At 66.9% G+C, this 16113-nt stretch carries 5 protein-coding genes and 2 pseudogenes; 4 read left to right on the top strand and 3 right to left on the bottom strand.

All coding sequences use genetic code 11. The features are described 5' to 3' along the window. On the top strand, window positions 1–808 hold an 808-nt coding region (locus ADK41_RS36995; protein WP_209438661.1), incomplete at its 5' end, for a hypothetical protein. A 19-nt stretch (window positions 809–827) separates the two neighbouring features. Then, window positions 828–10082 carry a scabin-related ADP-ribosyltransferase gene (locus ADK41_RS36990; protein WP_158717738.1) on the top strand — a complete coding sequence of 3085 codons (9255 nt, stop codon included), beginning with the start codon at window positions 828–830 and terminating at the stop codon, window positions 10080–10082. 1972 nt (window positions 10083–12054) lie between these two features. On the opposite strand, the gene ADK41_RS36980 is transcribed toward ADK41_RS36990, so the two are convergent. Next, complete coding sequence (locus ADK41_RS36980) at window positions 12055–12867, bottom strand: helix-turn-helix domain-containing protein (RefSeq protein WP_234319202.1); 813 nt, start codon at window positions 12865–12867, stop codon at window positions 12055–12057. Window positions 12868–13169: 302 nt separating this feature from the next. On the opposite strand from ADK41_RS36980, the gene ADK41_RS36975 reads away from it, so the two are divergent. Together ADK41_RS36975 and ADK41_RS36970 are read left to right on the top strand one after the other, a co-directional pair. Further along, complete coding sequence (locus tag ADK41_RS36975) at window positions 13170–14144, top strand: alpha/beta hydrolase family protein (protein WP_030837156.1); 975 nt, start codon at window positions 13170–13172, stop codon at window positions 14142–14144. A 97-nt stretch (window positions 14145–14241) separates the two neighbouring features. After that, window positions 14242–14754, top strand: a complete 513-nt coding sequence (locus ADK41_RS36970) for a hypothetical protein (protein WP_051843709.1) — start codon at window positions 14242–14244, stop codon at window positions 14752–14754. Between the two features lie 207 nt (window positions 14755–14961). Here the strand turns inward: ADK41_RS36970 and ADK41_RS36965 are convergent. Next, a pseudogene (locus ADK41_RS36965) lies at window positions 14962–15971 on the bottom strand (IS481 family transposase); the annotation flags it as partial. Between the two features lie 47 nt (window positions 15972–16018). After that, window positions 16019–16113 (bottom strand): annotated as a pseudogene (locus ADK41_RS43775) (VOC family protein); the annotation flags it as partial.

Below are 16113 nucleotides of genomic sequence, written 5' to 3'. Positions count from 1 at the left end.
CATCCGGGAAGAGGAATGGGACTCGGTGTCGCCCGAGGTGCTGGACGCGATTTATGAAAAGCGGGAAGAGTACCGTGATGCGCCGCGGTTCGCAGTCCGGGTGCAGATCGCTCGGCAGCAAATGGTGTGGCTGCAGAGGGAGAAGAATAGGGGGTCCTCATACATCGCCAACAAAGTTGGAGCCACGAAGCATGAAGTCCACAACTTCAGGTATCATCAACGATTTCTGTCGTTGGCGGTCTTGAAGAGGATTGCTGGTCTGTATGTGGCTGAGGGAGGGCCGGAAGTGCAGGTGCAGCAACTTGACTCGCAGCGGTCTTTCCCGGGCGGGGGCGGCAGTGATGTGCGGAGGCTGGAGGAGGCCGTTGATGATCTGACGTCCAAACTGGGTACGCTGGCCGCCCTGTTCAAGGAGATTGATGCCGATTCTGACGACGACAAGAAGGCCATCCAGGACGAGGAATGGCACTTGGTGTCGCCCGAGGTGTTGGGCGCGATCCATGAAAAGCGGGAAGAGTACCGTGATGCGCCGCGGTACGCAGTCCGGGTGAAGGTCGCTCAGGAACAAGTGGCGTGGCTGAACAGGGAATATCCTTACTCATACATCGCCGGCAAAGTTCGAGCCACGAAAGATCAATTGAGACACTTCAAGCATGGTGAGACTTTTCTGCCGTTGGCGGTCTTGAAGAGGATTGCTGATCTGTATGCGCGTGAGAGGGGGCTGAAACTGCCGGGGCAGCGGCTTCCCGGGGCAGCGGCTTCACTCGCAGCGGTCTTCTTCGGAGGAGATTCCGGCCGAGCTGAGTGAATTCCTGGACGAGGTGCGCTTGGACGAGTTGGAGGACGGATCCGCGGATGGGGTCACGGCTGCGCTGCTCGGGTTCGAGGACGGGCTCGGGTTCGATGTGGATGTGGAGTCCGGGGGTTTTGAGGACTTCGCCCCTGACGCGGCACCCGCGGTGAACATGAGCATGGTGGAGAAGCGCGATCGCCCTTACGTGCGGCCGAGTGAACCGGGGGAGAGGCTGTTTCGGTTCGATGATCGTCCGCCGGAGGAAATATATAAGGTCGGCGGCTTTCACCCTCGAGCTCCCGAAAATCTCACTCAAATTTGGGATTGGGCCAAATTTACAAATTCTCCGTCGCAGTTCGTCTCGACCACCCGCAATCCCAAACTGTGGTTCAAGGGGAAGCGATATCGTTACGAGATCGACACGTCGCTTATGGAGGACTCCTGCGGCATCGACATCAATATCACCATGGCCAAGGAAAAGGATGGTAAGCGGCTCCCTAAGTCTTGGAGGAATCATTACCCGCATGAGCGAGAGGTCGCCTTCACGGGTTCGATTCCGGCGGAGGCTGTCGTCAGCGTCTACGACGGACACGAAGAGCGTGAGGGAACCTGGCCTCCTGCATCCGGCGAGGTCGAGTGGCCGGCCAATGGTGAGGAGCAGCAGGACGCGATGCTCCCGTCTCCTGACCAGCTCGGTCAACCAGGTGGTGGTCCGGAGCCGACCGGCGTGCCGTATGTGACCGAGTCTGCCCCGCCTGCGCCGGTTGGCTTTGTGCCGGCCGGCGCCGACGAATCCGAGGCTTCGTCTGATCCGAGTGGGCTGTCTGGGACTTCGAGCGCCGACGGCAGCGACGGGAACGAGATGGCGTCGCCCGGTGCGATGCCCGCGTTGTCGCACGAGCAGGCTGATGGGCCAATGGTGACGGCTGGGAACCCGGCCGGCCTGGATCCGGAGTCCGGGGCCGCCGGCGCGAACCCCGACGATGACGAGTCCTCGGCGATGGCCGACCTGCAGTCGGCCATGGTAACTGCCATCGCACAGGAAGAAGATGACGGTGCGTGGCCTGGACGGCCCGCACCCGGCCGACCGGAACTCGGGAAGAACGTCGCACTGGCCGTCGGCCTGCCGACTGGCGGCGAGGACTCCTCGGGGCAGGCCGGTGGGGCGGGGGTGCCTTCGGTCGGTCCAGGTGTGTTGCCGGGGGATTCGTCCGGTCTGGGTGAGCTGTTGGGTTCGGGTGAGGTCCGTACCGATCGTTGGCTTCCTTATGGTGTCAATCCTGGACGGTCCGATGAGGAACGGTCCGGGAGTAACCGGCGTCGGGATGGGGAACGGCCGGTTGAGCCGTTCGAATTCATTGTCGCGCCGGACGGCAGGCGCAGAGTGCAGCGGCCTGACGGTCGGCGTGGGCGTTCCGGTGAACGGACGGAGGTCGGCTATGACTGGGAGTGGTACGCCGGTGACCGGCCCGGGCAGGAGACCATCCGCCTGACCCGCCGGCTCTTCCTCGAAGACCAGAATGCGGATCCGGCTCGGGTGGCTGCCATGCGTCTGCGTCTCGCTGCATTTATGGAGCAGGTGAACCGGGAGGGGAACCGGCTGAAGGTTCTCCAGCCGGATCAGGTCACCGGCCCGCAGTTGCCTGGCCCCCGGGTGCAGTTCGCTGTGGAGTTTGTCGGTTCGAAGGACCGCGCGCACCAGGAGGTTCAGGTCCGGGACGGCCTGCCCGGTGGAGCCCGGGACATGGTCCAGAACCGTTGGTACACCGATGTGCACCCGGCTGCCCATTTCCATGAAGTCTTCCACGGATACGGTCCCCGTGACGACGATGCCTCGGAGAAGGTCCTGCTCACGCCTGGAGGGCGCAGCACACAGGTGCTTTCTGCGGGTGAATCGAGCTTGATGGGGAAGTTTGAGAATCTTCAATCGCGCATCGTCATCACGTCCGACCATCTCCAGCAGATCGCAGATATCCTGACCCCCTACCTTCCTTATGGCGTCCGCGCCTTCACAGACCGGGTCCCTGCTGATGGCGCCGCCGGGGGTGAGGCAGACGCGGTGGTGGTGCGGCCGGCCGCGGAACCCGCTACGGAGTCGGTTGCCCTTTCCGACGGTGCTTCCCCTGGTGAGACGCAGGAGGCGCCAGTCAGCGGAGACACGGCGCCTTCGGTGGACTACCGCATGGTGCACGAACCGGATCGCGACCATGTGGTGGAAAGTAGTGTGACGGCGAGTGAAACCACTGCTGATCAGAGCGTGCATACGACTGAACGACAGCCACGGCCGACGATGGGGGCGAGGGCCGGTGATCAGCAGTCGATGGCACCTTCCGACGGTGGCCTCGACCACGAGCCCACTGAGCCGGGCGAGGACTCCGCGGGTGTCCCGGATGCCGGTCAGCAGAGGATCGTCTTCGCCCGGATCGAGACGGCACTTGAGGTGCACCGGCCGCCGCGCATCGATCACTCGATGCCGTCGCCGTCCCTTGAGGGCGGACCGGTGCGCTTCGACGATGACAGTAGGCTGCCGGAGTACCTGACCGGGGACGGCGCGGACGACACCAAGGGCCGAAGTTACGGCCACAGCCAGGTCACGTTGCGCGGTGCCGACTTGGCCTTGCAGGAGATCAGCGAGATCGTCTCGACCCACCTCGGCGGCGAAGCGTCGACCGTGCCCGGTCTGAGCGAGGTGCTGGCAGATCTGAGCCAGGCGATGCGCACCGTCCCGCAGAGGTTCCACGGCGACGGGTACCAGTCCTCCGCCTTCGGGAACTCCCCGATACGGGTGCTGCGGGTGGTCACCCGGCCGTACGGCAATTGGGAACGGTTCACCGATCTCCACGGAGAGCCGGCGAAGTTGGAAGTCGCTCAGCGCAGCCAGGTCACCGCGGGTGCCGTGCAGTCCGTGGGGACAGGCCGGCGGGCGGCGCGAGGTGTCTCCGTCCTGCCCGCCCCGGGTGCGGCCGCTTTCGCACGTCTCGGCGTGACAGCCGGCTCCACCCGCACGGCCGAGTACGGCATGCAGGACGAGACGGTCAGCCAGGTGGAGACACGGACGGCGGAGGCGTCGCACCTGCATCTGGATGACGTGGCGTACGAAGTCTCCCTCAGTGGCGCGCCCGAAACCGTGAGCTCCGGTGGGCGGCCTGCCGGTTCCTCCACCACAGGCGAGACGTTCACCTTCGCGGTGCGCAACGGGCTGGCGGTGCGGCTGGCGGACAGTGAGACCCTGGCCGCCGATCCGGGCCGTGTGCCGGACCGCATGGAGCTGGACGAGCGGTCCGACTACCGGTTGGTGCACACCGAGGGTTACGGACCGGTCCGGGGGCTGGCGGAGCAGCTCGTCGACGGATTCGGAGCCGTTCCCGGCAGCGCGGCGTACGAGTACATCACCGAGTTCCTCACTTCGGAGAACTTCCACCGCGCAGCGGACCGTCTGGCCAAGGGAAATGTCCCCTCGGACCCGCTGTTCGCCGAGGACGGATCGCCGCTGGGGGCGTTCGTCGTGGAGAAGGTCGTCCCCGGAGAGGCTGAACTGCTCACCGAGAGCAGAGCCGCCGAGATGCGCCACACCATCCAGCAGACGGCCACGAACGAACGGACACTCTCAACGACGTCCAGCCGAGGAGTCAACCTCACGCTCGGTCCTTCCTCCGGCCTCGGCCCCCTGGGCAGCCTGATGGCCGGCCCCTCTGTCGGCTACGACCGCAGCAGTACGCACAGCAGTACATTCGGCGGTTCGGGAGGGCGAAAGATCGTCGGTCGGGCCAAGAACGTGCCGACCGTCCTCTACAAGGTCCAGAAGACCGTGCATGTGCGCAGGACCGGTGGTGAGGTCATCACGTTCGACACCTGGAGCCTGGACCGGATGACGCACACCGAGGCGCGGCGTCTCGCGGGCTGGGACGACGGCACGACTCTCCGCAAGAGGGAACCCGCCAACGAGCCGTACGCCCCGGCCTACTTGACCAAGGACCGCCCCGCTGTACTCGGTATGAGCAGGCCCGAGGCCTTCCTCTACGACAGCGACCTCGTGAAGGACGAGGACCAGCAGAAGAGTTGGCTGCAAGCCTTCACCGACAGGGTGATCGGGAGCGCTGCCAAGACGTACCCGGACCTGCTGGCACCGCTGGAGGACTTCGGCGATCCGAACCACTCACGCTGGCGCGACCGGGAGCACTACAACCTCGCGCTGCGGAACACACTCCGTGTGATGAACGCCCTGTCACATCACCGCATGGCGGGCAGCCTCGAGGAGCTCATGACGGGGCTGGTGATCGAACTGGACGTCGTCCCCGGCATTGTCATGCGCCCTCGCCTTTCGATCAGGATCCGCGGTGTGCTGACCGGGCGCCGCTATGAGGGCACCCAGAACGACCTGATCCTGCGGCACAGCGCGCCGGGCACCGAACGCCTCGACGGCTCGCAAAGCACGACGCACACCCGTGAGCTGGGAACCGACGTGTCGCTCTGGGGTTTTGCGGACACCGCGAACGTCTCGGGCGGTTACACCCGGAGAGGGCAGAACGGCCGCGGGACCCAGTATGGAGCCACCGCGTCGCAGGAGCAGCTGGCCATCAGCTCCCTCCCCTCCCATCTGCACAGCTACCGGCTGGAACTGACCGCGGAGATCGGCGGCTTCTGGCGCTACCGCAGCGGGCCGAGGGCGCTCACGCTCGGATGGCTCGGCCGACAGCACTACCTCCAGGACGAAGGGAGCACGGACCTCGTCGGCGGCAGCGCGGACGAGTTCGTGGGCCGGGTCGTGCTGGCCGTACCGGACGAGTACACGCCCGCCACCGATCCGGACGTGGCCGAGAGCGCCGTTGCTATCGAGGCGGTGGAGCTGGACCCTGCGCACACGCGGGCCTTGGCGACCCGTAACGCCGCGGTGGTTTCCGAGGGGCATGGTCCTGACGTGTTCGGCGACCAGCCTCATCAGACTCTCGGCGTCGGCACGGACGAGCGGCTCATGGGCGTCGCCGTGGATCTCATGCGAACGGCTTCCGGCGCGTCCTGGCACTTCTCCCGTCCCGGAGCCCTCCCTCATGACGCCATCGTGCGATTCCTCCAGCCGCAGCTCCTGACAGGCGGCTTCGACCAGAGATCCGGTCCTGTCGGCTCGCGGATCTCCGTGATCGCCAAAGGCCATTGGCGAGACAGAGTGGGCGAATTGGTCCACCGTATGCGGATCCTCAACCTGCGCGTGGCATCCGGGCCGATCAAGTTGGAGACGGAGACGGGCGTCAGCAGTGATCTGCGCATGGCGGAGTCGGTGACCGCGGCCACGAGCAGTGGCTGGACCCTGTCCGGCGGCGGTACCACAGGCGGGACCGAACTCAGCACCATCGTCGGAGTGCAGTACCGCAGAGGCAGCTCTCGCACCGAGAGCACAAAGGTGACCCGCACCGTCACCTCGGACATCAACCGCGACGACAGTGGCTACAAGATCCTGCTGTCCGGGGACGTTCAGCACGACATCGTGGCATCCGTGCGGCCGGAGGGGTTTCTCGGCCCGTACCGCGACAGGTTCAACGGAAAGCAGCTCACCTTCCCCTCGAGCTATCTGGGCCAGGTGCCGGAGAAGGCCGCGCATCAGCTGGGAATCCTGAAGGACGGATTGGGGGACGTTCCCCGCTACGTGTCCCATCAGTGGGCTCAGACCACATGGTGGCACGACCACCCCTTCGGGTCGTATCCCGTCAACTCGTTGGACACCAGCAAGGTACTGGCCGCCTTCGACGAGCAGTTGCAACGCTGGAACGTGGACGAGGCGGACCGTGAGCGCGTGCACTCCCTTGTCACTCCGCGAGCGGTGCGGGCCCTTCGTGAGCAGATGACCTCCACCGGCGCGGCCGCGCGCACCCGGGTCGGCCGCTGGCGCACCCCGTTCATCCGCATCGGAAGCCGCGCCGGTTCTTTGCGGGTGGAACTCATCGCGGGTGAGTCGGAGTTCGTCGGACTTGACCACGGCGTCGTCATGGAGGACACCCGGATCGCCACCGTGACCCGGACGGACGGAGGGTCCTCGGTCCGCTCTCGTGGTATGGGTCTGACCGCCATGCAGCAGGTGGCGACGGTGGCCCCGGGATCCGAGCCGGGACTGGGCGGCCCCGAGTCCCTCCGACCGCAGTTCGGTGTGCAGACCACCAGTTCCGACCTGACCTCCCACGGCCGTTCCCGCGCACGCACGAAGCGGCACATCTTCTACGCGCGAGAGCCGCACGCCGACTACCGCACCCCCTACACGCTGCGGCTCACACTCGACCTCGGAAGGGACAAGCCCACCCTCACCGAGGAGGGCCCGGTGGGCACACTGCGCGAGCAGGTGCCGCTGAGCTTGAGCGTTGCGCGCATCGGCCAGACGGACGATGTGCTCGGCCCGCCCTCGCTGGACGACCCCAGCGGTTCGGTCGTCCTGTGGCCGCAGGACGGCGCGGTCCTCCGACACATCGCCGCGTGGCGTTCCGCACGGCAGCCGCACGGCGCACAGGGGCCGATCCAGTTGCCGTCCAGCGGCTTCCACGTCCGCCGGATCGTCGGCCTCGAAACGCTGAGGGAAGCCGGCGTTCTGGCCATCGCCACGGCATACGGCTCCTCCGTCGCTCCCGCCGGCTCACCCCTCACACTGACCGGCAAGGACCTGGCCGACGCCTTGGAAGAGGCCCGCAGCACCGGGCTGACCCGCCCCGGAACCGGCTCTGCGCTGGCCCTGGACAACGCAACCGGCGACGCAGCACTGGCCGCTTTCTTCGAGGACAGCGCGACCGCTGCCGGTTACGAGGTCCCCGGCCTGAACGAGGGCGGCAGCACCGGTGACTACCGGCTCTACTCCGGGCCGGACTTCACCCGGGCCACGCTGCTGGCGGTGATACCGGTCAGCACCATGGAGAGCGCCGAACGGCACAGCGCAGGCCGGGCTGGGGCTGAGGAGCACACGAGCGGCTTTGAGTACTCACTCGGCGGGCGGGCGGCTTTCGCCGCCAACGACGCGGGCTCTGTCGCCCCGTCCGCCTCCATGGCCGGCCCGAGCACCGCAGAGGCCGGTGGTCAGGTCATCGCCGGCCAGGAGAGCGCCCAGTTCAACACCAAGGTCGCCGGCCGCAGCTTCGTGTTCGCGATCCCGACCGACTGGCTCGGCGTGGCGGAGGTGACCCGCAGCAGCCCGTTCGGCCCCATCACGTCCCGTCCGCAGGCGGTTGAGACACAGGGCAAGATCATCGCCTTGGTCCACGAGGATGTGGCCCGCGAATTGGGCCTGATCAACGACGAGAACTTCCCTTCCCGGGTCGCGGACGCCTGGACCCAGGTCGTCAAGGCGGGCCAAGCCTGGACGGACGCGGACAGCGCCTACTGGGAGCAGCGTCGAGCCCTGGCCGACCTGCAGGGGGAGGAGCGAAAGCGTAAGCGGGCCTCCATGAAGGATCTGCCGCGACGGGCCAAGACCCAGGCCGCCATGAATCATCTGCTGCAGCAGGCCGATGCCGCGGCCAAGGAGTTCCACCGCGTGCGGGCGGCGGCCGACCGGCTCACACGGTGGCACCAGCTGCCGGCCGAAGCCCACCAGGCCGGTGAGTCGGAGCTGCGCGCAGGCCAGGCCGAACCGCCGGCTGTGGTTTTCCAGCCGGTCCCGGTGGCGGAGACCGACAGCGCCGACGCCGAGCGTTACATCGTGCGGGAAAGTACACCCGACGGTCCTGGCCGGCTCATCTCGCCGGGAGGCGACCACTACACGGTTCACGACGTCCCCACCGACGGAGACGCCTTCTTCCACGCCCTCGCTGAAGCAGTGCACCACGCCGCCCCTGACCGGCTCACTGCCCGGGTGGACGTGGCCGACCGGCAAAAGATCATCGACGGTCTGCGGCGCCTGCTCGCCGACGAGCTGAGCAACCCCGGGGCCCGCGGTCTGCTGAAGTTCACGTCGCCCGACACCAAGGACACATTCAGCGCTTCGGATCTGGCCGCTAGTGGGGTGGACTTCCGCGAGGGCAGCCCCGAGCGCCGCGAGTACGAGGACTCGGGCCATATACCGCTGCACGCGGAGCTGCCCGCCGAGCAGCGTCAACGTCTGGCCAGGACACAGTTGCTGCGCAGAGGGGACACCGAGGAGGACGCGGGATGGAACCATGGCGCCGCCGACCTGCAACCCTCGCTCGCCGCCCGTGTCTTCAACGCGCGGATCACCGTGGTCCGTGCGGACGGAGCGTTCCAGGACTTCCGGCCCCTGGACACCGTCGGCGAAGGAACGGACGAAGAGCTGGTGCACCGCGTCCCCGACGAAGAGCTTGTGCACATGGTGCTGCTGTCGAAGGACGGGCACTATCTGCCGGCTCTGCCGTCCGACGACCTGCGGCGAGAGCCGCCGTTGCCCGCTCCGGCCGAGCGGGACACGATTGCCGCAGCACTGCAAACTGGAACGCCCAGCGGTCAAGGGCTGCGTCCCGCGTACTCGACACCACCGTGGGAACGCGGAGCCACCAGCACCTGGCGCGCTGTCGTCACCAACGGGAAGCCGGCCACACTCGTCGACCCGGACGGCACCGTTCACGAGCTCAGGGAACCACCCGGTGACGGCAACGGCTTCTGGTCCGGGATCGCCGACGCGCTGGAGCTGGTGGGTGCCACCGCGTCGGCCGCCGAGGTTCGGCAGCAGTCCATTCCCACGTTCCTCCGGTTGGACCGTGAGTGGCCGTTCACGGACGAGGAGCTTGTTCGCGCCGGGCTCTCCGAGAACGGCATCCTGACTGCGCGCCTGCGGCGAGCCGATGGTCGGATCCCCGCGGATTTCGAACTGACGAAAAGTCAGGAAGAAGCCCTCATCCGTCAGCAGGTGTTCACACCCCGCCGCTGGGACGACGTGACGGAGCGGAACGCAGCCGAGCTGGCAGCCGCCCGGGGCCTGACCCTGACCGTGGTCGCGGAGGACGGCACCTCGCGTACCCATGCCCCCGGCGACGGGACAAGCGGGCCGAGAGTGATCCTCTGGCGCAGGGGCAGGGATTACCTGCGGGCCGAGCGGCCGATGCCCGACCCGAAGCTCGTCGACCTGCTGAACGAGCCGGCCTTTGTGGAGACTCGTGTACGGCGTGAGCATCTGGAGGCGGTCGGGCTGTCCTTCTCGCCGGAAGAGGCGACCATGTGGCTGCTCGCGCCGGAAATCATGTTGCAGGAGTTCCAGCTGAGCGTGGAGAACCGTGAGGCCCTGCTGCGCGCTCATCCGGACGATCTTTTCCCCGCGTCGGTGAGGGACGCCTACAAGAGGTTGGGGTCGGGCGAGAACGCGTGACGGGCGGAGGGGGCGGCCGGGGGTGTGGACGGAAGGAAGGCACATCGTCCCGCCCTCGTGCCGCTCCCGAAGACTTGAGGGCGCCGGCGAGGTGTACCTGGCCGGGCTTCCCCGACCTTCCCTACCGGCACGGTCCGCCGCGCCGGCGTGTCGAACGTCAGCCGGGCACCGGCAAACTCCGACGGAGTCTTCTCCCGAAGGGGCGCCGCCCCGCTGCCCCGCACGTCCAACTCGGACACCGACCACCACGACGAGCCGGGTATCGGCGTCGATGACGACCCGGTGGCTGGTGGGCCACCGTAGCCACTCGGGACCGCAGGCCGGCGGTTGCGCCGACGACATGGCCCGCCGCCTTCGCGACGAGGCCGGGCCGTCCAGGGTGAGCGTGCGATACCGGCAAAGACTCGGTTCGCGGCGAGTTGGGGATCAGCCGACTTCTGCCGGAGCTTCTCGATCTCCGGTGCGGTTGGTGCAGGTCGCCTCGATGCGGCTGAATCCGCCGATGGCACCACACCGACGTAGTCGGCTTCGCCGGCACGGAACGAGAACGGTGGTGGCGGCGATGGAACTACCGGACGCGGAACGCGAGGCTGACGTGGTCGATCAGACGGCCGTCATGTGCGCGACCCATGAAGGGGAGGAGGAGCAAGGACAACCCTGCGACGTACTCATCACCTCGGCCGGGCAGGCGGTCCGGCCCGGTCCCCTCCGGGAGCTGCCGGACGAGATTCTCCGGCAGATGATCGAGGTGAACCACTCGAGGTCGTCACGACTGTCGGCGAGCGTGAACGACGCCCCAATCCCTCGCCCCGGTCGAGGTTCACACCTACTGCGAGTGACCCTCCTGGGCCCTTGTCGGGCGGGCCGGCGGCCTGTTCCGAGCGGGCTCTTCGTCACTTCTGGGCGGTGCGAGATTTCACGGTGCTGGTTCGGTGCCGGATCGCACGGGGCCAGGAGCGGAAAGCCGCAGGTCGTAGCTCCGATCGGATGAGTTGTCGTACCACTCGATGGTGGTGCCGATGAGGGACGCGGCGACGGTGCGCTTGAGGTTGTTCGGGGCCGGTGGAGCGGTTGCGGGCGACGACATCGGCACCACTTCCTGGGGTGTGATGGAGCGGTTGCGGGCGACGACATCGGCACCACTTCCTGGGGTGTGACGGGGACGTTTGCGTGTCGCCACACCGTAGGAATCCGCAGGTCAAGCGCACATGTGGCGGGACAATATAGTTCGAGGACCAGCTATACGTGCGGCCACCATGCCGGCTTATGGAATGGCGGTTCAGGGGAGCGGTGATGACCGAAACGAGTGCCGTCCGGGACGCGTGGTTCAGGATGATGTGACGGTGCGGTGCTGACTCCCGTGCTGGTTTGGTGCTGACTAAAAGCCCACGTCATCACCCGTCCTCACCTGTCCCGTGCTGACTTGGTGCTGACTACGCTCCGTTGAACTCGGGCATCTGGGATTGATCGACTCAGAGTCGTTGCGTGGCAGGTGACCGGACTGAGAGACCGAGTCCGGCCTTGCCGCTCAGCCGCCGTCGACACAGGTAAGGCGCTGCGTCTGGGGGCGGTGCACGTTGGTCCCAGGAGGTTCTTCGTCTGCTGGTGGTACACCATGAGCAGCGCCGTGACCAGGAGAAACGCAGGTTGGGCTCACTGTAAGCTGGATGTTGGCCCGTGTGTGGTCCGGATTTTCGTCCTGATCGATGGTGGGCGCAACCCGGAGCTGGGTCCCCCAGGGAATCAGGGACGAGCGAGGGCGGCTCGCGGTTACAACTAGCCCGAATTGGCTGCGTGGCGGTTGCCTCGGCGCCCAGCTGCCCGCGCACACGGCGGCGAGGACCGGCGCTGCCGCGCATCGCAGAACGGTTCACCTCCGCCTGTGCGGAGCGGACGTGACCCGGCCCACCGGTCAGCGCTTTCCCATGGGGGCCGGCAAGGTGGCAGTTGAGCCAAGACATCGCAGGTCTACCTACCGCACGGTTCTGGCATAGCCACCTGCGCTCATGCCGAATTCCCGTCGGAAGTGCCGATTGAGCTGGCTCTGGTCACAGTAACCAAGCTCGGCGGCGGTCTCTGCCACGGATCGTCCCGCTGCCAGCATGGACTTGGCGCGTGCCAAGCGCAACAGGGTCCGGTAATGGTGCGGTGGAACCCCGTAAGCCTGCCGGAAACTCCTGATCAAGTGGCGTTTGCTGCAACCGGCGACTGCCGCGAGGTCGTCGAGCTTGATGTTGGAGTTCAGTTGGCTGTGGAGCATCTCCCGTACTTGACGAAGCGCTCGAGGACGAAGTGTCGGACTCGCTGCGCCGGGAGCATCCGCATGCCTGGCGAGCAGGACGTTCAGCAAGTGGATCAGCGACGACTCGAGATCCAACTCATCCTCGCCGTCCGCCAAACCCCTGTGCAGCGCGGCAATGCCGTTGAAGAGGCTGCGGTCTGAATAGGTCACCTCATGGAAGCGCGGCCGGCCTGTGCCGACTGGCATGAGATCGGCGTCGATGAACATCAGTTGCACAACGGCCTGGCCGTCAGCGGCGGCTTTGTCCTGAGCGAGGCAGCTCACGACCTCATGGGGCTCGATCACCGTCACCGCGCCAGGAACAGGGGGACCCTGGGTCCGCCCGAGGTACTGAAAAGGGGGCGCGGAGCCGCCATGCGTGATCTTGACGGTGTACCCGCTGTTCACAACGGTCGGGAAGTCACCCTCGGCAACGCGCACAGCCAGGCTCTCGACTCCGAACCGTGCTCTTCTGCGACGCCCTTCGACCGCGGACTCAGCCATGTCATTTTCGCCCTAGTTCGGCTTGTTCGATTGATCTTACAGTTTCCGGCAGGACAAGCGCATCCGTCGGGCCAGGGAGGCATGACAGTCGATGGTTGAGCCAGTCGCCCTCCCCCTGCCGTCAGACCGTGGGACGAACACCTGACGAGATCTGTGCACCGCTGCGGAGATCACCGTCCACACCGACCCAGGTGCCGGGCGGCCGTTCCTGGCCCATCAGGCTCGCGGCCACGACCGCCAGTTCCATGCCTACCGCCAGTTACGACAGGCGCTATGTCAACACCGATCTCGAAAGGGCTCCGATGAACAAGCCGTACAGCGACGCCGCCAACATCCCGGTCAACGCGTCGCAACCCGTTCTCACCTACCACCCGGTCACCCTCGACGTTCCCGGCCGGCCCGTGCCGCTGGAGGTCAAGGTGTCGATCCCCGCGACCGGCACCGACCTGCCGCTCATCCTCCTGTCCCACGGGCACGGGCTGGCGAACTTCCTGTCCTCCTACAACGGCTACGGGCCGCTGGCGAACTTCTTCGCCGCCCACGGGTTCGCGGTCATCCAGCCGACCCACCTGGACTCGACGGCCCTCGGTCTGCGCGACACCGACCTCAAGGACGCGCCCCTGTTCTGGCGTGACCGCGCCACCGACATGCACAACATCCTCGACCGCCTCGACGACATCGAGGCCGCCGTCCCTGGTCTTGCCGAACGGCGGATCGACAGGGACCGTGTCGGTGCCGTAGGACACTCCCTGGGCGGCAACACCGTCTCCCTCCTCCTCGGAGCCCAGATGCTGGACCCGGACGACGACCGGCCGAAGGACCTCTCCGACTCTCGCGTCAAGGCGGGAGTGCTCATCGGAGCTCCGGGCATCGGCAACGACGAGCACTTCGCCGAGTGGGCCAAGACGAACTACCCGGTGCTGTATTACACCGACTTCGAGCAGATGACAGGCACCGGCCTGATCATCGTGGGCGATCAGGACCTCAACCCCAACTTCTCCAATCGGCTCAGCTACCGTGCTGACGCTTACTCGGCCAGCCCCGGCGGCAACAAGACCATGGTGACCATGTACGGCGCTGGTCACATCTTCGGTGGCATATCCGGATACGACGCGGCAGAGACGGACGACGAGAATCCCGAGCGCGTGGCGACTCTGCGGGCTCTCGTGTGGGCCTACTTGCGCAGCCAGCTCTACTCGGCCGACCCGTCCTGGAAGAACGCGGTGAACGCTCTGGAGAACGGTGAAGACCCGATGGCCAAGGTCGAAACGAGGTAGTTCCGCGAGGTGGGCGGCGGTGCGACGGCCGCCGCCCACCGCACTTCATCGCACCGAGACCTTCCACCCCAGCACGGATCGCACAGGAGCAACCGCCATGTGGACCACGCTCGCCGCAACCGTCGGCGGAAGCGCCGCCGGCCTCACCTTCATCGTTGTCGCCTTCCGCTTCGACGTCGTCGCCACCTCCCAGGAATACCGCAACCGCGCCGCGCAAACCGTCTCCCTGTTCCTGACAACCACAGTCACCGCATCGCTGGTCACCCTGCCGCAACCGACCTGGGCGCTCGGGGTCGAACTGTTGGTCGCCGCAGCAGCAAGCGCAAGTCTGCTCTCGGTGCTCGACCACGCAGCCCGCCGTGGCACGTCCCAGCATGCGCGGCCCATCCTCGTCGTCGCGCTCGTCGTGTTCGCGGCAGGTATCGCCGCCGCCGGACTGTTCGCCACCGTCGGCTCCACCAACGGAATGGGCTTCTACGCCGCGAGTTCGCTGCTCGGCCTCATGTGGGGCGTCTACGGGACGTGGGTCTTCCTCACCCAGGCGGGCACAGATCAGATCAACGCGGTAGCAAACGTGCATGACCAACTCGGCACCGTGCCGGCCGCCTGACCGGCCCCACACAGTGAGGCGGTGCGGGACTGTGACGGAGTGCGGGTCTGTACGGTGAGTGGTGTAACTTCCAGGCAGGAAGAGCCAGTTAAGTGTGGTGTCTCGGGACCTTGGTTGCACGAAGTCCTCGAAGGTGAGCTGCTGCGGGATGTCCGTGAGTGGTTCGGGCGGCTGGTCGAAGACGATCCGGTAGTCGCTCCCGGCGGTCCGCCTGATGGGCGGTCGGCCGCCGAGTGCGGCGTGCGGCCGCTCGTGGTTGTAGTAGTTCACGAACTCCACCAGTGCGACGCGTCGTTCACGCTCGGTCGTGTAGCCGCGGACGTACGCCCACTCGCGGGAGAGCGTCCCGTCATACCTCTCCACCTTCCCGTTCGTGCGCGGCGTGTACGGCCTGGTCCGCTTGTGCTTCGTGCCGGTCGCGGCGAGCGCGTCAGCCCAGGTCGTAGACCGGTAGCACGCACCGTTGTCGGTGAGGCAGCGGCGGATCGGTGTATGCCGTGGGCGGCGAAGAAGGCAACGGCACGGTGCCAGAAGGCGACCGCGGTGACGGCCTTCTCATCGTCCAGGGCCTCGGTGTAGGCGAGCCGGGAGTGGTCGTCGAGCGCCGAACACAGGTACGTGTATCCGACCTTGCCGGTGTCGGGACCGGTGCGCTTGGAAGCGCGGGCGGACTCGGTGCCGACGCCGTGCATCCGCCAGCCGCCGCCGGTCGGGATACGTCCGAGTTTCTTGACGTCGACGTGGACCAGGTCGCCGAGCCGGTCGTGCTCGTAGCGGATGACCTCCCGCAGCTGCTCGCCGGTCGGTGGATCGAGGTCCCGGAGCCGGTTGAGTCCTCGCCTCACCAGGATGCGGTGGGCGGTCGCCGGCGCGAGTGTGACGCCGTGCAGCCGCTGTAGGCCGGCGGCGAGCCGGGCCGGCCCGTGCTTGGTCCGCCGCCGCAGCGCCTCCACCAAGTCGGCGATGTCCTCGGGGGTGCGGGCGGGGCTGGTAGCGGGGTGGGAGGAGTGGTCGAGCAGTCCGTTCTCGCCGTGCGCCCGCCAGCAGGCGTACCACTTCGCCAGGCAACGGCGCGAGATCCCGGCTTCCGCGGCGACGTGCGCGATCGGACGTCCGGCGTCGATCCGCAGGCACAAGCGCAGACGTCCTTCGGGGGTCAGCGGTGCGTTCCGGTGCCTCCTGCTGGTGGCGCTCCTGGACGCGGCGGCCGCGTTCACCGGGAACCCGGATCTCAGGGCTCCCGCGTGAGCGGCTGTGCGTGGCGTCAGCGTGCGAACTTCTCCCTGGCCGCCGGGGTGACGGGGGTGAAGAAGTTGACGAGGTTGCCGTCGGGGTCACGGAACAGCAGCGACCGGTTGC

Source organism: Streptomyces caelestis (assembly GCF_001279005.1).
Classification (GTDB): domain Bacteria; phylum Actinomycetota; class Actinomycetes; order Streptomycetales; family Streptomycetaceae; genus Streptomyces; species Streptomyces heliomycini.
This window is presented reverse-complemented; position numbering and strand designations above follow the sequence as displayed.